A 20,206-nucleotide genomic window follows, 5' to 3' on the forward strand; every position below is an offset into this window, starting at 1 on the left:
CTCTTCATCGGCCAGCCCCCGGTCCGCGGCGGGGGCGTCTGCGCCAGGCGAGCGCGAGCCCGCCGGCGGCGAGCAGCGAGAGGGCGCCGCCGCCGAGGGGCGCGGGCCCCGCCGTGCAGGCGCAGGCGCCGCCCTGGACCCCAGCCGTCCCGCCCTCGACGCAGCGCCCGGTCGGCGCGCAGACCAGGTCCCCGCCGCACGCCGACGAGCCCGGTGAGCACGGGCCGCACTGCCCGCTCACGCACACGAGATCGCCGCACTCGGCGTTCGACGTGCAGGTGCCGCTGGGCGTGGGGACGCACCGGTGATCCGGCGAGCAGTCCTCGTCCGCGTCGCAGTCCGCGTCGTCGACGCACGACACCGGGAGGATGCAGTCGCCGTCCACGCAGACGCCCCGGCCGGCGCAGTCCGCGTCGTCCGTGCAGCCGGAGGGCGGCACGATCACGTCGGGCACGCGGTCGCCGTCCGCATCGCCGGCCATGCACGGGGCGGAGATGCCGACGTCGAGATCGCCCGACCCGAGCCCCGGGGCGTCGTTCACCGACCGGAAGTACAGGTTCGCGTTGCACGTCGCGTCGACGCCCACGATGTCGAGCGCGATCGAGCCCTGCGCGTATCCCCGCGTCTCCTCGCCGAGCAGCAGCGGATCGACGTCGGCCCGTGCCTCGGTGGCCACTTGCATGTCGGTGACCGTGAGGGGCTCGTAGCTCCCCGAGGCCGCGAACGTCCAGACCCCCGCGCGCGTGCCGTCGCCCTTCACGCCGAGCACGACCTCGTAGCCGCCCGGCGAATCGTCCTCCGTGAACCGCGGGTCGATCTCGGGCGCCCGGGCCGTGCCGCCGGTCCCCCGGTTCTTGTCGGCGTCGATGAACACGAAGAGCGTCGCCTGGGCGCCGACCGCGGTCGTCCCTGACACGTAAGCGCGCACCCAGAGCCGCCCCGCGTCGGCGACCGCGTACGCCGCGCGGAAATCGATCGACTGCTCCGGGGCCTCGAACGTCCCCATGCCGTCGCCCGCGACGTCCTCCTCGCCGTACGGCCAGCGCGGCTCCCCCGTCTTGTCGAGCGCGACGATCTCGTCGAGCACCGGCGTCGTCCGCCCGTCGGCCCACGTCTGAGCGGACGAGCTCTTCGGAACGAGCGCGACGGCGAGCGCCGCGCCCACGGCCAGCGGCGCGACAAGCGAGCGCCCCCTCCTGCACCCCTCTCTATGATGTGCCATGGCGGGCAGCATCCTCGCATAGGTCGCTGCAACCCTTGCAAATGAAAGGCGAAATGACCGGTGCGACGCGCCCATAGTGCGCAGGAGTGCGCGCGCCTCGGACAGCGCCTGCGCGCGCGACGCGGCGCTCGCCCGCGCCGACGGCCCGCGCGCCGCGCTCGTGACACGCACGACCGAGCGCCCCGTTTTTTCAGCGCCGAGCGCCCCGCCGCGGCGCTCCGGGGCGTCGCCTTCGCTTGGCCGCGGGCCCTGGTTCTGTAACTGTCCCGCGGTCAGTTATGCGTCGCTGCGCCGACTCGGGCTCGGGGTGCCGGGCTCTGGCGTCGGGCCGGCGAGGGGAAGCTCCTCTTTCGATCGAGGGAGACCGATGCACTGCACTGTCCAGAAACACCGCTCCGGAGCGTTCCGGGTGGCCTGCCTGCTGCTTGGATCGCTCGCCGCGGCGTGCTCGGGGGAAGGCCCGGCGCCGCTCGAGGGGAGCGCGTTCGACGTCGAGCGGTACGATCTCCGGGGCGAGTTCGACTGGGAGCGGGGCCGCCTCGTCGCGACGCTGGGCCTCACGCTGTCGATCACCGGCGACGGCCCGCGGGTCGTCGTGCTCGACAGCGCCGTCGCCGAGGTGAAGGAGGTCCGTCGCAAGGACGGCGGCGCGCTCCCGCACGAGCTCGACCCGGCGCGCGAGGCGCTCGCGGTCGATCTCTCGAGCGTGCCCGAGGCGTCGCGCGGCGAGCCGATCGCGCTCGAGATCGACTACGAGGCGCTCTCCGGCGACGCGCTCCGCGCGGTGCCGGCGCGCAAGGGCGATCCGGTCGCCGTGCGCGCGGTCTACACGATCTCGGAGCCGCTCGGGGCGTCGCGGTGGATGCCGTGCCACAACGCGCCCTCGGATCGGGCGGTGTTCTCGGTCGCCATGCGCGTCGACGGCGGCGAGTCGCTGATCGCGAACGGCGATCTCGTCGCCGACGAGGATCTCGGGGCCTCGGGCCGCCTCGTCCGCTACGAGACCGCCTACCCGCTGCCGCCCTACCTCATGGCGTTCGCGATCGGCGATTTCGAGGTCGAGCGCGGCGCGAGGGGGGACCTCCCCATCGCGGTCTGGCACCGCCGCGGGCTGCCCGGCGATCACGGCAAGATGGTGGACGAGATCGCGCGCGCGATCGGCCGCTTCGAGGAGCTGCTCGTGCCGTACCCGTTCGAGAAGTACGCGCTCGTGCTCCTGCCGGACTTCTCGGTGGGCGGGGTCGAGCACGCGAGCATCAGCTTCCAGCGCGAGGAGCGGAGCACCGAGCCCGCGCTCGCCTCGGATCTCCTGCTCACGACGCACGAGCTCGCGCACCAGTGGTTCGGCGATCTGGTGACGGTGGAGACGTGGGACGACCTCTGGATCAAGGAGGGCATGGCGACGCTGCTCCAGCAGGAGGGCGTCCGCGCCTACACGGACGAGAGCGGCGCGGGCACGCTGAACGGCGACGAGCTCGGCCCCCGCGCGGGCGACGCTGTCCGCGACCCGTCGCTCGCGCCGGACGAGAAGTACACGAGCGGCCCCTACGACCGCGCGGCCTGGCTGCTCACCCAGATCCGCAGCCTCACCGGCGAGGACGCCTTCTGGTCGGCGCTCCGCGGCGTGCTCGCGGAGCGCCGCTTCGGGACGATCGGCACGGACGCGCTCCTCGACGCCTTCGCGCCGGCGCTCGGCCCGGAGGCGCTCGCCCGCGCGCGGCGCGCGGCCTCGGCCAAGGCGCTCCCGAGCCTCGCGGTCGAGCCCGCGCCGTCGGGCGGGGCGTTCGTCACGCTGCGCGACCCGGACGGCGCGCTCGTCGCCCCGCTGGAGCTCGCCTGGGTCTCCGTGGACGGCGCCACCCGCGTGCAGGCGCTCGCGCCCGGCGAGCGCGTCGAGGTCGCGCCCGCGCGTCCCTCCGAGCTCCTCGTCGTCGATCCGCTGGATCGCCACCCCGAGTGGGCCTTCCTCGGCACCGAGCGCGATCTCGAGGCCTACGCCGCGGCGCTCGCCCCGCGCCGCGTGCCGTCGGATCCCGAGGCGGTCTCGCGCTTCCTCGAGGTCGGCGGCGCGCACCAGCTCGCCGCGCTCCAGGGCGGCCTGCCCGCGGGGCTCGCGCCCGAGCAGCTCGAGATCTTCCTGGAGGACCTCGACGGCGAGGCGGCCCGCGCCGTGGCGCTCGCCGCGGCGTGCGACGCCGCGAGCGCGCCGGGCCTCGACGCCAAGGTCCGCGGCGCGTGGTCCAGCGTGCTCGCCGGCCTCTTCGCCGGCGCCCCGCACAGCTACGGGCTCGACTACGTCGACAGCTACGCGGCGTGCAGCGCTGTCGTCTCGCCCGAGGAGCTGTTCGCCGAGGACTGGGCCCTCTTGCGGGCCGGGCTCGCGTACGGCGGCGTCTCCGACGCGCGGCTCCAGTACCTGTCCAAGTTCAGGTTGTCGCCCGACGCGGCGCTCCGCACGTGGGGGCCGGTCGCGCTCGCGTCGAGCTCGGTGCGCGCGCGCGTCCTCGCGCTCCGGCACCTCGCGACGTACCTGGACGGGCTCGACCAGGCCGCCCTCCCCGCGTGGCGCGACTTCTTCGCCGGCGTGCTCGGCGTGACCGACGTCTCCGACGTCCTCGCCGCGGATCTCCGCGCCGTCGTCGCCTCTGCCGCGCCCACCGCGGCTGGCAACGAGGCGGCGCTCGCGGGCCTGACTCGGGTGCTTCGCGCGCCCGCGGCCCGCTCCGTCCATCCCGGCGCCGTCTGCGCGGCGTTCGTGTTGACGGGCGGTGACGAGCCGGCGTTCCGCCGCTTCGCCGCCGCCCTCGACGGCGCGGACTTGACCGATCGCGCCGCCGCCTTGCTGCGTTCTCCCTCCGACTGCCGCTGAGGCTCCGCGCCCGCGGCGCGCCTCGTCCGGCCAGCCTCGCGTCGCGGCGAGGCTGGCCGCCTGCGTCGAAAGCGGACGCTGCTATGCTCCTCTGCCCATGTCGGAGCTCATCCAACTTCTTCGCCAGAACGCCCCGGTCGCTCGCCTCGCGGAGTACCTTGATGGCCTGACGCACGACGAGCGCCTCAGCGCCCTCTCGACCACGACCCGCGCGGATCAGCGGTCGCTCTACGCCGCCGCGAGCCACTCCCCCCCGATCACGCTCGACTTCTTCGTCCCGGACGGCACCTCGCGCCGCGTCGCGGTTCATCACCAGGGCAGGAACAGTCTTCCTCTCCCGTCGCCGTTCCGTTTTTTCGAGAAGCGCTTTGCCCGTCCCGAGGACGGCGGCGCCCGGCTCTTTGGGTACAACGAGGGTCTCACGCGTTCCTGGATCGGTCCTGGCTTCTTCGTCGCGGTCCCGACCGCCGGCAATCTCGCCTGGCAGGAGCGCGGCGCGGTGGTGATCGACTACTTCCAGGTCCCGGACGGCCCCGTGCCCGACGGCTGGCCCCAGGTCGTTCCCAACAGCAAGGGCCTCCAGGCCTTCGTGTACAACGGAACGCGCGACTTCATGCGCAGAGTCTCCAGGGACGTCTCGATCGGCGCCGCCTTCAAGGGAGAGAAGGCGCTCGATCACTACTTCACGCTCTGTCGCGCCCCGTCGGTCTAGATCGGTTTTCAGCTGGGACTGATACGCCGTCGTCCGTCTCTCGTCCCCGTCTCTCGTCCTCGTCTCTCGTCCCCGTCTTCCGTGCGCGTGCGCGTGCGCGATTCCCGGGAGTCAACGCGCACGCGCACGAAGGACGAGCACGAAAGACGGAAGACGGAAGACGGAAGACGGAAGACGGAAGACGGAAGACGGAAGACGGGGACGAGAGACGAAGGACGGAAGACGTCTGCATGAACCCGAGCGAAAACTGCTCTAGGTATCCGAAGCTGTTGACGCCGCTCTAGCACCACTGTGTCGCGACCGGGCGGGATGAGCCGATGCTACCCCCAGGAATCTCCCGGAAGGCTGGAGCCTTTCTGCGGACCGGAGCTTGCCGCGCCGTGGGCGCGACGCAGCCTGCTGTGCCGTGGAGTACACGATGGACGCCGCTGCCCAGCAGCGGCTGGACGCCTACTTCTCGGGCATCGGGGACATCCTTGCCCATCCGCTGCGGCGCGAGTCGTTCGCGATCTATGCGATGGGGCTGCTCGGCGAGGCGGAACGCAAGAGCATCGAGCCGCTCGCTGCGCGAGCCTGCCCCGACCCGGCGCGCGTGCAGGCGGCGCACCAGAGCCTGCAGCATTTCATCTCGAACGCGCACTGGGACGACCACGCCGTGCGCCGGTACGCGGCCCGCTACGCCATCGCGGCGATGGCCGAGCACGCTCCGATCTCGGCGTGGATCATCGACGATACCGGCTTCTTGAAGAAGGGCGAGCACTCGGTGGGGGTTCAACGGCAGTACACCGGCTCCGCCGGCAAGATCACCAACTGCCAGATCGGCATCAGCCTCAGCGTGGCGACGCGCTACCACCACGTGCCCATCGACTTCGAGCTGTACCTGCCTCGGAGCTGGGCCGACGATCCGGCGCGACGGCGCGAAGCCCGCATTCCTGCCTCCGTGCAGTACAAGAGCAGGATCGACTTGGCGCTCGGCATGATCGAGCGCGCCGTGCGCGAGGGGATACCCGGCGACATCGTGCTCGCCGATCCCTTCTACGGCAACGCCCATGACTTCCGGGAGACCGTGCGCCTGCTGGGGCTCGACTACGCCGTCGGGATCGAAGCCCCTACCAAAGTCCTGTTGCTCAGCGGAAGCGACCCCGAGCGGTGCACCCCGGTGAGTGTGGGCGAACTGGGGCGACGCCTCGGCCGCCGCGCCTTTCGGCGGATTGCCTGGCGCGAAGGGACCGGGCGCACGTTGTCGTCGCGCTTCGCGCTGCGGCGCGTGCGCGTTGCGAACCGGGATGGCATTCCGATCGCGCACCACGAGCCGGTCTGGCTCCTGATCGAGTGGCTCGACGGCGAGCGTCAGCCGACGAAGTTCGCCCTCACGACGCTGCCGGCCCGTATGTCCCGGAAGGAGATCGTGCGCATCTACAAGGAGCGCTACCGTACCGAGAAGGTCTACGAGGAGTTGAAGGGCGAGCTCGGCCTGGATCACTTCGAAGGCCGGCGCTTTCCCGGCTGGCACCACCATGTGACCGTCGCCCTCAGCTGCTACGCGTTCGTTGTCGCCGAACGCGCGCGGCATTTTCCCCCCTCGGCCGAACGGACGCGTTTCCCCGAGCCGTTCCCGCTCGCGGCCTGAGCGTCATTTTAGCGACTCCTTCGCCACCTGTCGTCTCGCCATCGCCCGCGTGCTGACCCGCTGGCTGCCCCGGTGCCCCAGCTGCCACCGTCGACACGCCGAGGTCCCCAGGCTCCAGTCCCTCCGGCTGTGACACAGTGGTGCTAGTTCGGTTGCGTCCTCCCCGAGAGCCGCGCGACCAGCCCCTTTCTCAGGAGCCCCACCTTGTTCCGCATCGCGGTCACCTGCTGCCGCATTCCGTCCGCCTGCTCCGCGAGGTCCACGATTCCCGCCGCCGTCGCCGCCTGAGCCAGCTCGCGCGCCTCGTCGGCGAGGCGCCCCATGCGCCCTTCGACCTCGTCCATGGCCGCCACCACCTCCGCGATCTGCTCGGGGCTCGTCGCCTCGCGCTGGCGCGCCGCCGCCTCCTGGACCAGCTGGTTGATGTTCCGCCCCTCCTCGCCGAGCGCCGCGAAGCGCTGGAACAGCTCCCCGAGCTGCTCCGCCCGCCGCTTGATCTCTTCCCCCCGCGCGGCCAGCGCCGTCGCCGTCGCCTCGTGGCGATCGCGCGCCGCGGCGATCGCCGCGATCAGCGACCCGAGCGCCACGCTCACGCGCTGCTGCGCCTCCGCGGCCTCCGTCGTCGACTTCGCCGCGCGCTCGATCCCCTTGCGCGTGTCCAAGGACAGCCGCCGCGCCGACTCCGCGAGCTCCTCGAAGCGGAAGAGCTCGCGCTCGAGCGCGCGCGCCGCCTCGGCGAGCTCGCCCCCGCCCTTGTCGTGCTCGTCCTTCCCGCCGCGGCCGTTCTTCTCGCGCTTGTTCACGTTGTCCACTCTCGACCGCCCCTTGCGTCCGTCCGCGTGAGGCTCGCTGCATCCTGCACGATCCCCGGCCCGCGCGGCACCCCCTGCGCTCGCCCGGCGCGCGATCCTCGCGGAGCGGCGCTGCCGAGCGAGGGGCGTCGGGGGCGCGCGGCCGCGCGCGGCCCGCTGCGCCGGCCCGGGCAGCGTGGTATCGGATGGCTCCCTACGCCCGCATCCGGTACCCTCATGACCCCGCGCCCTCGCGGTCTGTTGTCTCCATGAGAACGAAGAACAGCAGCCGCGCCAGGCGGCCATCCAGCAGGAACAAGAAGCCAGCGACTGCGCAGGTCGCACCCAAGCTGGAGGATCGCACGCCTGGCTTCATCGCCCAGAGCGCCGGGGCCCCGGCCGCCCACGAGCAGCTCGCCGTGGCTGGCCCCACCTACGTCGTCGGGATCGGCTCCTCCGCGGGGGGCCTCGAGGCGCTCCGGATCCTGATTGGCGGCCTGAAGACCGCCGATCGGATGAGCCTGGTCATCGTGCAGCACCTCGCGCCGCAGCATCGGAGTCGGCTCGTCGAGATCATCAGCCACTCCACCACCCTGAGCGTCAAAGAGGTCACCGAGGGCGAGGTCCTCTGCGCGAACACGGTCTACGTGACCCCGCCCAACGCCGACGTGGTGGTCGACGGCGACGTCCTCCTCCTGCGGCAGCCCGAGACCAAGGTCGGCCCGAAGCCCTCGGTCGACCTGTTCTTCAAATCTATCGCCGAGCACTACGGCGAGAACGCCATCGGCGTCGTCCTCTCGGGGACCGGGTCGGACGGCGCGCAGGGCGTCCGCGCCATCAAGGCCGCCGGCGGGGTCACCATCTGCCAAACCCCCGAGTCGGCCAAGTACGACGGCATGCCGCGCGCCGCGAAGCAGACCGGCGCCGTCGACCTCGAGCTCGGCCTGGAGGAGATGGCCAATCAGCTCAGCAAGTTCAACGAGCTCGCCGGCCGCTCCGACCAGCCGGACGCCTCGCTCCGGCAGCTCAGCCTGAGCCAGCAGGACCCGTATCACAGCATCCTCACCTTCCTGGAGAAGGCGAGCCGGGTCAACTTCGCCCAGTACAAGCAGACCACCGTCCGCCGGCGGATCGAGCGGCGCGTCATCGCCACGCGCTGCGAGTCGATCGAGGCCTACGCCGACTACCTCCGCGTGCGCCCCGAGGAGGGCAGGCTCCTCTTCCAGGACATCCTGATCTCGGTGACGTCGTTCTTCCGCGACGAGGCCTCGTTCAAGGCCCTCGCGGCCTCCATCGTCGAGCGGATCGACAAGAAGCGCACCGGCGACAGCTTCCGCGCCTGGGTCGTCGGCTGCGCCACGGGCGAGGAGGCGTACTCGATCGCCATCCTCGTGTTCGAGGCGCTCGAGAAGGCGAACAAGCAGCTCAACGTCCAGATCTTCGCGACGGACATCGACGAGCAGGCGATGTCCGTCGCACGCAAGGGGCTCTATCAGAAGGCCGCGGTCGCCGACATTCCCTCCAAGCTGCGGTCCAGGTACTTCGACGAGCAGGACCAGTGGTTCAGGATCAAGGACTACGTCCGTGACGCCATCGTCTTCGCGCGCCACGACGTCGCCCAGGATCCGCCGTTCCTCAAGCTGGATCTCGTCTCGTGCCGCAACGTCCTCATCTACTTCAACCCCCACCTGCAGGAGCACACGCTCAAGACGTTCCATTTCGCGATGGACGACCAGGGCGTCCTGTTCCTCGGCAAGTCCGAGTCGGCGACGACCGTGGGGGACCTGTTCGAGCTCACGGACAAGAACGCGAAGATCTTCGCCCGGTCCGGCAAGAAGGGCGATCTCCCGCGGTCGTACTCTCGGCAGGAGTTCAACCGCGAGAGCGCGCTCATCACGAAGGATCGCCAGTCCACCACGGCGATGGACCTCTTCACCGCCATGGTGAACGGCTTCGCGCCGGACTCGGTCCTCGTCGACGACGACCACCGGGTGCGGCACGTCTTCGGGAACGCGAACCGGTACCTGAACTTCCCGAAGGGCGAGCCCAGCGTCTCGATCCAGAAGCTGCTCCCGTCCGACGTGGCGATCGAGCTCGCCGCGCTGCTCCACCGGGCCGCGCGGTCGGGCCACGCCGCGAAGGGGGACCACCGGCACACGTTCGTCGTCGACCGAGAGGAGCGGAAGCTCCAGCTCACCGTCGTGCCGCTCCCGTCCGACGGCGGGACCGAGTTCATCGTCTGCTTCAGCCACGCGCACGACCCGCCCCGCCCCGCGAGGGCGCCCGCGAGCGGCTCCCGCCTCGCGCCGGACGAGCAGATCCGGCGGCTCGAGCAGGAGCTCGCGGCGGCGCGGGAGCACCTCCAGACCATCATCGAGGAGCACGACACCGCGAGCGAGGAGCTCCAGGCCCTCAACGAGGAGCTCCAGTCGTCCAACGAGGAGCTCCAGTCCACCAACGAGGAGCTGGAGACCACGAACGAGGAGCTCCAGTCGGCGAACGAGGAGCTGACGACGCTGAACCAGGAGATCAACGTCAAGTCGTCCGAGCTGATGACGCTCAACCAGCGGCTCGTCGCGATCCAGAACGCGATCGCCTATCCCCTCCTCGTCGTCGACAAGAACCTCCGCCTCACCGACTACAACCCCGCGTCTCGCCACCTGTTCCGCATCTCGGAGGTGGACCGCGGCCAGCACGTCCGCGCCGCCCTCGCGCACCTGAACGTCGAGCCCGTCCTCGATCTCGTCATCGAGAGCCTGCGCGAGCGGCGGCCCATGAGGCTCCAGCTCGAGGTCCTCGACCGGCACTTCGAGGCGCGCATCCAGCTCATCCCGGGGTCGAAGGGCGAGGCGGACGGGGCCGTCGTGAGCTTCGTCGACAACACCGAGCTCGTGCACGCGCTCACCCAGAGCAGGGTCAGCAAGGAGCGGCTCTCCGCCATCCTCGACAACACGCCGGCGCTCGTGACCATGAAGGACTCGATCGGCGCCTATGTCTACGTCAACCAGCGCTTCTGCGACGTCCTCGGGCGCTCCGAGAAGGACGTGCTGGGAAGGACGGACGAGGAGCTGTTCGGCCCGAAGGCCGGCAGCGCGCTGCGGGAGCGCGATTTCGAGGTGCTGAAGAGCCGGTCGCCGATGTGGCTGGAGGAGAGCCTGCATGTGGGCGGCAAGCTCCGCTACTGGCTCTCATCGAAGTTCCCCCTGCTCGACGACCGACGCACCGCCCAGTCCGTCTGCACCATCGCGCTCGACATCACGGAGCGGGTGCTCCAGGAGCAGCACCTCAAGGTCTTCAAGAAGGTCGTCTCCGCGTCGAACGCCGGCCTCGCGATCCTCGAGTCGGACCAGGGGCTTTACCGGGTGACCTTCGCCTCGAACGAGTTCGCCGACAAGGTCGGCAAGGGCGAGCCCGAGCTCCACGGCCTCGCGCTCGACGAGCTGCTCGACCTCGTCCTCCGCGGCGCGGAGTCGCCGCGCATCGCCGATGTCTCGGACGCGGCCCGACAGAGGCCGCTCGCGTCGTTCACCATCAACCTGGCGGAGCGGGCGGGCGGCGAGCTCTGGATCGAGCTCAGGACGGCCACGGTCAGCTTCGGCGGCGAGGAGCCGAGCTACCTCATCCTCCTCATCTTCGACGTCACGCAGCGGGTCCAGGCGCAGCGGCTCATCCTCTCCCAGCAGGAGGAGCTCTCGAGGTTCAGCAAGCTCGCGTCGCTCGGCGAGGTCGCGGCCGGGATCTCCCACGAGATCAACACGCCGCTCAACGTGATCACCACGAAGACCGATCTCCTGAAGCGGCTCGCGGAGCGGGGGCAGCTGGAGAAGGAGCGCCTCGCCCGCGTCGCGACCGAGATCGACGGCATGGTCGAGAACATCACCAACGTGATCTCCGGCCTGCGGTCCATCACCCGGATGGAGTCCGAGAAGCTCCGCCCTCACAACGTCCAGGAGCTCATCCGGGAAGCCGTCCGTGTCAGCGGCTTCCGGCTCCAGCAGGCGAGCGTCCAGCTGAGCTTCGATCTGCCGCAGGAGGAGCTCGTCATCGACTGCTACCCCGTCCAGATCATTCAGATCCTCATCAACCTGATCAACAACGCCGTCGAGGCCATCTCGGCGCTCCGGGAGCGATGGATCCGGATCGAGGCGCGCCCGTCGGACGGCAGGGTTTACGTGCGCGTGATCGACAGCGGCAAGGGGATCGATCCCGCGCTCGCGGAGAAGATCATGACCCCGTTCTTCACGACGAAGAAGGAGGAGCACGGCACCGGCCTCGGCCTCAGCCTCTCGCGGAACATCGCGCATCACCACAGAGGCGACCTGCGGCTCGTGACGGAGCACAAGAATACGTGTTTCGAGCTGGAGCTGCCCCAGAGACAGGCTTGAGGCCGCCCCCCGGCCAGACGCGGAACAGACGCTCGCCTGGGGTCGCCGCCGGTCGCCGCGGGTCGTCGGCTGCCGGACGCCGCGCTGGCCTCGTCCCCACGGCCGGCCGGAGCGGCTTGAATCCGCGGCGATCTCGCCTGGACTACGTGCTCTCATGTAAGGCGGCGCCTTACTCTCGGCCTCGCCCGGCGCGCCGAAGCCGCGCCGGAGCCGGCCAGCGCTTCGAGCGGGACAAGGCGTTGGATTTTGGAATCCTCGACGCCTGCCGCACGAGCTGCTAATCCGTCGTGAATGCCCGGCGTGAAGGTCGACACGCAGGTCCGATGGGCGGTGGGAGCATGCTCCTGAACATCATCATCGTCGAGGACAGCGAGGAGCTGTGTGAAGGATGGCAGGACATCCTCACGCTCGACGGCCATCGCGTGCACTGCTTCCTCAACGGCAGGAATGCCCTCGAGAACCGGGCGCTCATCATGCAGGCCGACGTCCTGGTCACGGATTATTACTTGCCTGACATCAATGGATTGACGCTGGTCTCCATGGTGCGGAAGGTCCGCGCGGACCTCCCGATCATCCTGCTCACCGGCACGCGCGACCCGGCCATCCGAGAGAGCCTCAGCCAGGTGGAGAACGCGATGTTCCTGAGCAAGCCGATCAGGATAGAGCAGCTGGAGCGCAGCATCCGCGAGCTCATCGCCGCCTCGTCGAAGGCTCCGGCGGCCGACGCCGACAAGGCCGCCGCGTCGAAGGCCCCGGCCGCCGACGCCGACAAGGTGGACCGGACGTCCTCCTCGCCGTACTGAGCCGCGCGCTCCGATACGGGCGGCCTCGCGCGCGGGCGGCCTCGCGCGCGGGCGGCCTCGCGCGCGGGCGGCCTTGCGCGTGGGCGGCCTTGCGCGTGGGCGGCCTCGCGCGCGGGCGGCCTCGCGCGTGGGCGGCGCTCGCGAGGGTGAGCGCGTGAGGGCCCTCTGCCCCGCCTGTCGCACTTTCCGGAAGGGCGCCGCCGTTTCGCGTGCGGTGGTTGCTCGGACCGGTGTACTGTATCAAAACGGCGGACCGTACGTCGGACGGACCTCGGAGGAACCGATGCGAAGCGCGTTGCTCGTCCTCGTCGGAGTTCATGCCCTGCTGGGCTGCGGGGCGGCGTCGCAGGGAGAGCCAGCAACCGACGCCGATCCCGCGCACCTCCGGAGCGCTGCCCCGATCGCGGTCCCGGAGAGCTCGATCCGAGAGGCGCGCGCCGCCCTGCCCCCGCCCGAGGAGGCCATCCGGCTCTCGCCCGAGAAGACCCCGCGGCCGTCGCCCGCGCAGGCCTTCCTGCCCTCGCCTGAGAAATCCCCGCCGCCGTCGCCCGAGGAGGCCCTCCTGCCGTCGCCCGAGGAGGCCCTCCTGCCGTCGCCCGAGGAGGCCCTCCTGCCGTCGCCCGAGGAAGCCCTCCTGCCGTCGCCCGTGGAGAAGGAGCGCGCTGCGCTGCGCTCGCCCGGGAGTCGGCTCGCCCGCGACGCCGCGCCCGAGGCCGCGAAGGAGCGCGCCGCGGACAAGGCTCGCGCCCCCGCGGCCTCGTCCTCGAAGGGGCGCGTCGCGCGCTCGATCGAGGCCGATTGCAAGGCGCTCGGGCCCGAGGTGCAGAAGGCCTCGCGGATGATCGAGGTGCTCCGGGAGTCCGACCTGAGCACGCCCCCCGAGGTGCTGCTGCGGATCGCGGATCGGCTCGACCTGTGGGCCGACGCGGCCGCCGTCCGCGCCGCCGATCCGGAGCTCGCCCGCGAGGCCAGGAACATCCAGGAGAGCTTCGCCCGGACGAGCACCGCGGTCCGCAAGCTGCGGGCGTCGCTCATCCTCAACGGGCGCAACCCGAAGAAGGCGGGCGCCGCGCGCGCCGGGCTGGAGCGGGAGCTCGACAAGGACGCGAAGGTCGTGCGGAGCATCGCCGGCCGCTGCAAGAGCAACCCCTATGAGCCGATCAAGGGCAAAGCCCACATCCCGCCGCACGTCGTGCGGCGCGTCGTCCAGGAGAACTTCGGCGCCATGCGCGCCTGCTACGAAAAGGGCGTTCGTGCAAATCCCAAGCTCGAAGGGCGGATACCCGTGCACCTCGTCGTCGACGGCCAGGGCAAGGTGACGTACGCGGGCGACGCCGACCACCCGCCCGCCGACGCGCCCCTCCTCATCGCGCTCCCCTCGCCCGGCGCCGCGGCGCCGTCGTCGTCCGCTCCGCCGCTCCGCGACCCCAAGGTCGTCGGCTGCGTGCTCGACGTCTTCCGCGGCCTCCGATTCCCCTCCCCCGCCGATCGCAAGAGCGTCGCGACGGTGGTCTATCCGGTCGTCTTCGGTGTGGACGATAACCCCTCTTCGGCCACGTCCTCCAGGTGACGCAGAGCGCAATCGCGGCGGCGGCGCGCTGGACATCTACCGTCCGAGCGGGGCCGGCGCCAACCACGCTCGCGGCCGGACGTGCAAAGTTATTTCCTTCTCAGGAGCCAGAGGGTAAGAATTTCCCTGATGAAGCTCTCGCTCACCGAGCTCCAGGACATTCGCCGCACGCTCGCGGCCCGAATCGTCTTCGGCCTCTCCACGCCCGGCACCGAGATCGCCGCGCTGCCCGCCTACCTCGCGCCGCCGCCGGAGGGGATGACCGGCCGCGCCGTGGTGGTCGACGCCGGCGGCACGAACCTGCGCGCCGCCATCGTGGAGCTCCAGCCGGGCGGCGTGTCGCGCATCGTGGCCGGGCCCGCGCCGGCGAAGTTCCCGGGCGGGCCCGAGGTCGCGGGCGACGCCTTCTTCGATGTGCAGGCGGAGCTGGTCGAGCGCCTCGGCGCCGTGCAGGGCCTGCCGGTGGGGTACTGCTTCTCGTATCCTTCGGAGACCCTGCCGTCGCTCGACGCGCGGCTGCTCCGCTGGACCAAGGGCGTCCAGATCACGGGGGTCGAGGGCACGAACGTGGGCGAGCGGCTCGGCCGGGCGCTCGCCGCGCGGAGGCTCCGGCCCGGCCCGGTCCGGGTGCTGAACGACACGGTGGCGAGCCTGCTCGGGGGCGCCTTCACGCACGGCGGGGCCTCGCCCGCGGCGTTCATCGGCCTCATCGTGGGGACGGGGACCAACATGGCCACGTTCCTCCCCGCCGGTCGGATCCCGAAGCTCAAGACGGGGCACTTCGTCGCGCCGATGGCGGTCAACCTCGAGAACGGCAACTTCAACCCTCCGCACCTCCAGCCCTTCGACGCGGAGGTCGACGCGAGCTCGGAGAACCCGGGGGCGCAGCGCTTCGAGAAGGCGGTGTCCGGGGCCTACCTGCCGCGGCTCTTCGCGCGGCTGTGCCCGGACCACGCCCCGCTGACCAGCTCGGCGGACCTGGTGCGGCTCCGCGACGAGGGCACGGGGGACGCGCGGCGGGTCGCCGGCGACCTGCTGCAGCGCTCGGCCGACCTCGTGGCGGCGGCGCTGGCGGCGGTCGCCGACGTGCTCGAGAGCCCCCCGGGGGTGGGCATCCTGGCCGAGGGCAGCCTCTTCTGGGGCGATCCGCGCTACGCGCCGCGGGTGCAGGAGACGCTGCGCGGCCTCCTCGGCGCGCGCGTCGAGCCGCGGATCGCCCGGCTCGAGCACGTCAACCTGATCGGGTCGGCCTGCGCCGCGCTGTTCGCCTGATCGGCCGCGCGCGTCGCCCCCGCTCGCCGCGCCGCGGCCGGCGAAGAGCGCGCCGGGGGTGGCCGTGCCGGGGCTGAGCGGGCGTCCGCGAGGGGCCGCCGTTTTCCAGTGTTTCCGGGAAGTTTCCGGAAGGGATCGCGGTGGCGTCCGGCGCCGCAGCGCGACGTTGCCACCGGCGGCCTGAGGCGGCAGAATCGCACATTTCTGGTCGTATTCGCCGTTTGGGACCACCATGGCGCAGCGTTGACCCCGAGGAAGGAGCTCGGCCGGTGATGTGTGGAACAGCAGCATGCTTCGGCGTTGCCGGGCCGGATGGGCGGGCGGAGCGCCTCCGGTCGTCGCGGGCGGGCCCCGGTAGCCGGAATGGCTATTGTCATTAGAGAGATGCTTCCGTCGAACCGCAGACTTGCGTTCCGAAGGCAGCCGCACCTGCTCGACGACAGCGGGAGCGTCGGCGTGTGGATCACGCAGCCGGCGGGCATGGTGGTGCAGCTCCTGCGCGAGACGGCGGCGACGGGCGAGCTGGCGCGGTTCATCTCGGTCGACGCGTACCAGAAGCTCGTGGGCGTGATGCGCCCGGGGGAGCGGGCGTACTTCATCTACGACATGGCGCTCATGGTGCGCTACGAGACCGAGGCGCGCGTGGTCCTGACGCAGTGGGGGCTCAGCGTGCGCGACCGGATCGAGCACATCGTGGTCCGCCCGCCGCCGGAGATGAACAAGCTGGGGCGCATGGGGATCCAGACGATCGCGGCGGCGATGAGCCTGGCGGGGGTGCAGCTCGACATCATGGACGACCTCGAGCCGTTCCTGCGCGAGCGGAACCTGCGGCCGCGGATCAGCCTCACCTGAGGCGAGGCATCACCTGAGGCGAGGCCTCGCCGGGGCGGCGGTCTGGCCGGCCCGGCTCGGGCCCGGGCCGTCAGGAGGGGGTCGCGGGGGCGGTCAGTGGCCGCCGCCGGTCCCCTTGATCTCGAGCTGAGGGCGGGAGGGGTGGGGCCAGTCGAGGTGGAAGAACTTGCCGCGCGGCTGATCCGTGCGCTCGTAGGTGTGGGCGCCGAAGTAGTCGCGCTGCGCCTGCAGGAGGTTCGCGGGCAGATGGGCCGCGCGGTAACCGTCGTAATACGACAGGGCCGACATGAACGCCGGCGCCCAGACGCCGTTCTGCGCGGCGATCGAGACCACCTTGCGCCAGTTGGCCTGACCCTGCTTGATCTGATCGTTGAAGTACGGGTCGAGCAGGAGGTTCGTCAGGCCAGGATTGCGCGTGTACGCCTCCGTGATCTTCTGGAGGAACCGCGCGCGGATGATGCATCCGCCGCGCCAGATGCTCGCGATCGTGCCGAAATCGAGCTTCCACTTGTACTCCGCCTGGGCGGCGGCCATGAGCTGGAACCCCTGAGCGTAGGCGCAGATCTTCGAGCAATACAGGGCGTCGCGGATCGCCGTGATCGTCCCTTGCCGATCCTTGACCGGGGTCGGCGTCGGCCCCGAGAGGTGCTTCGAGGCCTCGACGCGCTCGTCCTTGAGCGCCGAGAGGCAACGGGCAAACACCGCCTCGGCGATGGCGTTCGCGGGGATGCCCATGTCGAGCGCATTGCCGCTCGTCCACTTGCCGGTGCCCTTCTGCCCCGCCGTGTCGAGGACGAAATCGACGAACGGCTTGTCCTGCTGGACAGGGTCCTTCTGCTGGAGGATGTCCGCGGTGATCTGGATGAGGTACGAGTCGAGATCGCCGCTGTTCCACTCGGCGAACACCCGCGACATCTCGTCCTTCGACAGCCCGAGCAGCCCGTCGAGGAGCGTGTACGCCTCGCAGATGAGCTGCATGTCGATGTACTCGATGCCGTTGTGGACCATCTTCACGTAATGGCCCGCGCCGTTCGGCCCGATGTACGCCGTGCAGGGGACGCCGCCCTCCACCGGCTTGCCAGGGGCCGCGCCCTCGATCGGCTTGCCGGTCGCAGGGTCGACCTTGGCGGCGATCGCGCGCCAGATCGGCTCCAGGTGCTTCCAGGACTCGGGATCGCCGCCCGGCATCAGCGAGGGGCCGAAGCGCGCCCCCACCTCGCCGCCCGACACGCCCGAGCCGAAGAACTTGCACTGCTGCGCGTACTCATGCTCCCGACGGATGGTGTCCGTCCAGAGCGAGTTGCCCAGATCGACGACGATATCGTCCGGCTCGACGCCCGCCTCGATGAGCTGCTTGACCACCATGTCCACCGGCGGACCGGCCTTGACCAGGATCACCGCCTTGCGCGGCTTCTTCAGGGCGCGGACGAAGTCCTTCAGCGTCTCGCAGTAGACAAGGCCGCCGGGGGTGCTCGGGTTCCTCGCGACGAAGTCCTTCGCGACCTGCACCGTGCGGTTGTACACGGCCACCTTGAACCCGTGGTCGGCCATGTTGAGCGCGACGTTCTCGCCCATGACGGCCAGCCCGATCATGCCGATGTCGCAGCTGGATGTGGCATCATTCATCCCGGTTCTTCTCCTTCACGCGTTGCTCATGCTCCGTCAGCGACCGCTGTCTTGCGCTGTCTTGCGCGGATGGGACGGCTCAGCAAGGCCTCGGCCCGCGCGCCGTCAATCTCGTTGGGTCGGCTGGCAGCCACGGCCGCGCATTCTGAGCAGGCCGGCGGCGCGGCGTCCAGTGCGCTCGTGAACGGACGCCGCGCCTGCACGCCAGCCACGCCGGCGACGCGCGCGCCTCGCCCCGCGCGCCGCGCGCGTCGCCCCGCGCGCCGCCCCGTGCGTCGACAGCGTGACAGCGTGGAGGCGCGCTCGCGCGCCGTGGTAGGCTCGCGCCGGTGCGACCGGGCCCGGCGCTCGCAGGCCTCTTCCTCGCCGCAGCCGCGGCCTCGGCGTGCGTCCCCGCCACGTACAACGTCCGCGCGGCGCGCGCCTTCGCCAACGAGGACGCCCGCCGCGCGATCGTCGACGACCGCGCGGCCGATCTGGAGCGCGCGGTCTGGCTGGCGGACGAGGTCCTCGCGAACACCCCCTACTCCCCGGGCGACGCGTGGATCGCGGCGCTCCGGCTCGACGACGACGAGGGCGAGCGGCTCCGCGAGCGCTTCGAGGAAGCCGCGCCGTACGACGGGGAGCACGAGGTCCCCCTCGCCAAGCTCTACCGCGTGAAGCTCGACGAGGCGCTCGCCCGCGCGGCGGCGCCTCGGCCAGCGCCGCCCGCGTTCGCGCGGCTGTTCGACGCGCTGGCGGCGCTCGCCGCGCGTGATCCCACGGCGCCCCCGCCCACGGCGCCCTCGCCCCCGCCCGCGCCCGCGGCGCAGCCGCCCGCGGCGCCCCCGCCCGCATCCAGCGCCGCGGGCCGCCTGCCGGCCGCGTGGCAGGCGCTCGCGGAGCACGCGCGGGCGCTCGCCGTCGAGGAGCGGAGCGTCGAGCGGCTCTCGGCCGGAAGGCCGCTCGGCGCGCCCGACACGCCCGAGCTCGCCGCGGCGAAGGGGAAGGTCGCCGCGCGGCGGCGGGCGCTCGCCGGAGCGCAACGGGACATCGCGGGCGCGGCCGCCGAGCTCCGCGCGGCGAGCGCGGGGCAGGAGCCCGCCGCGACCATCGCGCGCGACGCCCTCCGCGTCACGTCGTTCCTCCTGCGGATGCACACGGAGGCGCTCGCCGTGGCGCCGTACGTCGTGAAGCAAGCCCGGCGCGTCGCGCGCGGCGAGCCGGGCTACGGGGCCACGGCGGCGCGCGCGGAGGCGCTCTCCAGGGTCCTCGAGGAGCAGCGCGAGGCGCTCTCCGCCTGCGCCGAGGCGCTCTCCGTGCCGGCGCGGACGCCGCTCGAGGACACGGCGGGCTTCGAGATGCAGGAGAGCCTGCTCGAGCAGGGCCGGGCGATCAGCCTCGACGCCGTCCACCTCCAGCTGAAGAGCGACGTCGAGCTCCTCTTCTTCCACCAGCTCGCGAGCCCGAGCTCCTCGGGCGGCATCAACGATTACCGGGGCAGGACGCGGCGGCTCGCCTACGACGTCGATCCCGTGTTCATGGTCGGCGGCCGCGCGCTGCTCACGTACGACTTCGAGCACGTGCGCAACGCCGCGCGCCTCAACGCCGGGTTCAAGACGGACCGGCTGTTCTCGTCGGGGGGCGACATCGCGTACGACAGCTCGCTCGGGAAGCTGATCGGCCTGAACGGCTTCGCGAGCGACGTCTTCGACATCGGCGCCGACCTCGTCGGCATCAGCACGAGCCTCAAGATCGCGCGGTTCACCTCGGGCAACGTCACCGAGCTCGCCGTCGATGCGGCGACCGGGCGCGACGCCGGCGCCGTGGCGAGCGCGCCGTTCCAGCTCCTGGTCCGCCAGATCGACGTCGGCTTCGACGTGACGAAGCTCTTCCCGGAGGCCGCGGACGATCTCTACCTCGAGGAGCTGCTCGTCGGCTTCCGGTACATGGATTACAAGCTCCCGCGCATCTTCTACACGCTCCGCGAGCGGGAGCCGGGCACCGGCGATGTTTACGTCTTCGAGCGGCAGAGCCCTGCCCAGAGCGTGACATCGCGCTTCTACCAGGGCGGCTTCAGCCTGCGGATGGGCAACGGCGAGTGGCCGCGGGTCGCGCCGTTCGGCGACCTCGGTCTCTACGGCGGCGCCGGACCGGTGCGCTACGCCTTCTCGGCGGATCCCGCCGTCCCGGGCGGCCCGCGCGAGGTCGACGAGGCGACGATGATCGCGCTCTCCGGCAACCTGTCCGTGGGGCTCCGGCTCCGGCTGACGTCGTACCTCAGCCGGCTCCGCCTGCTGACCGAGCTGTCCTACAACGTCGAGGCGGTCGGCCAGGGCATCGTGTCCAGCATCCACGCGACGAGGCGTGGAGACGAGACGACCTACACGGTCGGCCGCAAGATCGACATCGGCGGCTTCGACCTGTTCCACGGGCCCCGCCTGCTCGCGGTGCTCGTGCTCTGAGGCGGGTCTGCCACCGCCGGAGGCGCTCCC

Annotated in this window: 12 protein-coding genes and 1 pseudogene; 9 read left to right on the forward strand and 4 right to left on the reverse strand. The window is 71.4% G+C overall.

Going from position 1 to position 20,206, the window contains the following annotated elements; all coding sequences use genetic code 11:
- Positions 1–4: 4 nt before the first annotated feature.
- Positions 5–1,222, reverse strand: a complete 1,218-nt coding sequence (locus WMF33_RS35640) for a hypothetical protein (protein WP_437332794.1) — start codon at positions 1,220–1,222, stop codon at positions 5–7.
- A gap of 367 nt (positions 1,223–1,589) precedes the next feature.
- Here WMF33_RS35640 and WMF33_RS35645 point away from each other — a divergent pair, with 367 nt between their 5' ends.
- Both WMF33_RS35645 and WMF33_RS35650 read left to right on the forward strand, forming a co-directional pair.
- Entirely contained in the window at positions 1,590–4,091 is a 2,502-nt protein-coding gene (locus WMF33_RS35645; RefSeq protein ID WP_437332795.1) for a M1 family metallopeptidase, read from the forward strand.
- Positions 4,092–4,188: 97 nt separating this feature from the next.
- Complete coding sequence (locus tag WMF33_RS35650) at positions 4,189–4,803, forward strand: hypothetical protein (protein ID WP_437332796.1); 615 nt, start codon at positions 4,189–4,191, stop codon at positions 4,801–4,803.
- 139 nt (positions 4,804–4,942) lie between these two features.
- Here WMF33_RS35650 and WMF33_RS35655 read toward each other — a convergent pair.
- Positions 4,943–5,038 (reverse strand): annotated as a pseudogene (locus WMF33_RS35655) (hypothetical protein); the annotation flags it as partial.
- 183 nt (positions 5,039–5,221) lie between these two features.
- On the opposite strand from WMF33_RS35655, the gene WMF33_RS35660 reads away from it, so the two are divergent.
- Positions 5,222–6,433, forward strand: a complete 1,212-nt coding sequence (locus tag WMF33_RS35660) for an IS701 family transposase (RefSeq protein ID WP_437332797.1) — start codon at positions 5,222–5,224, stop codon at positions 6,431–6,433.
- Between the two features lie 143 nt (positions 6,434–6,576).
- On the opposite strand, the gene WMF33_RS35665 is transcribed toward WMF33_RS35660, so the two are convergent.
- Positions 6,577–7,236: a hypothetical protein gene (locus tag WMF33_RS35665; RefSeq protein ID WP_437332798.1), complete on the reverse strand. Its 660-nt coding sequence runs from the start codon at positions 7,234–7,236 to the stop codon at positions 6,577–6,579.
- Between the two features lie 257 nt (positions 7,237–7,493).
- Here WMF33_RS35665 and WMF33_RS35670 point away from each other — a divergent pair, with 257 nt between their 5' ends.
- From WMF33_RS35670 to WMF33_RS35690, 5 genes are all read left to right on the forward strand, one after another.
- Positions 7,494–11,609: a chemotaxis protein CheB gene (locus tag WMF33_RS35670; RefSeq protein ID WP_437332799.1), complete on the forward strand. Its 4,116-nt coding sequence runs from the start codon at positions 7,494–7,496 to the stop codon at positions 11,607–11,609.
- Positions 11,610–11,932: 323 nt separating this feature from the next.
- Entirely contained in the window at positions 11,933–12,412 is a 480-nt protein-coding gene (locus WMF33_RS35675) for a response regulator (RefSeq protein WP_437332800.1), read from the forward strand.
- 283 nt (positions 12,413–12,695) lie between these two features.
- Complete coding sequence (locus WMF33_RS35680) at positions 12,696–13,982, forward strand: hypothetical protein (protein ID WP_437332801.1); 1,287 nt, start codon at positions 12,696–12,698, stop codon at positions 13,980–13,982.
- A 129-nt stretch (positions 13,983–14,111) separates the two neighbouring features.
- Positions 14,112–15,254: a hypothetical protein gene (locus tag WMF33_RS35685; protein WP_437332802.1), complete on the forward strand. Its 1,143-nt coding sequence runs from the start codon at positions 14,112–14,114 to the stop codon at positions 15,252–15,254.
- A 384-nt stretch (positions 15,255–15,638) separates the two neighbouring features.
- The gene (locus tag WMF33_RS35690) at positions 15,639–16,106 is read left to right on the forward strand and encodes a hypothetical protein (RefSeq protein ID WP_020739056.1); all 468 of its coding nucleotides are present in this window, start codon (positions 15,639–15,641) and stop codon (positions 16,104–16,106) included.
- Positions 16,107–16,199: 93 nt separating this feature from the next.
- On the opposite strand, the gene gndA is transcribed toward WMF33_RS35690, so the two are convergent.
- Positions 16,200–17,732 (reverse strand): NADP-dependent phosphogluconate dehydrogenase, encoded by a 1,533-nt coding sequence (gene gndA / locus WMF33_RS35695; RefSeq protein ID WP_437332803.1) that lies wholly within the window; start codon positions 17,730–17,732, stop codon positions 16,200–16,202.
- Positions 17,733–18,061: 329 nt separating this feature from the next.
- Between gndA and WMF33_RS35700 the strand changes: the two genes are divergently transcribed.
- Positions 18,062–20,176 carry a hypothetical protein gene (locus tag WMF33_RS35700; protein ID WP_437332804.1) on the forward strand — a complete coding sequence of 705 codons (2,115 nt, stop codon included), beginning with the start codon at positions 18,062–18,064 and terminating at the stop codon, positions 20,174–20,176.
- The last annotated feature ends 30 nt before the right edge of the window (positions 20,177–20,206 follow it).

The organism is Sorangium sp. So ce394, from assembly GCF_051474665.1.
In the GTDB taxonomy this organism is placed as follows: Bacteria; Myxococcota_A; Polyangia; order Polyangiales; family Polyangiaceae; genus Sorangium; species Sorangium cellulosum_D.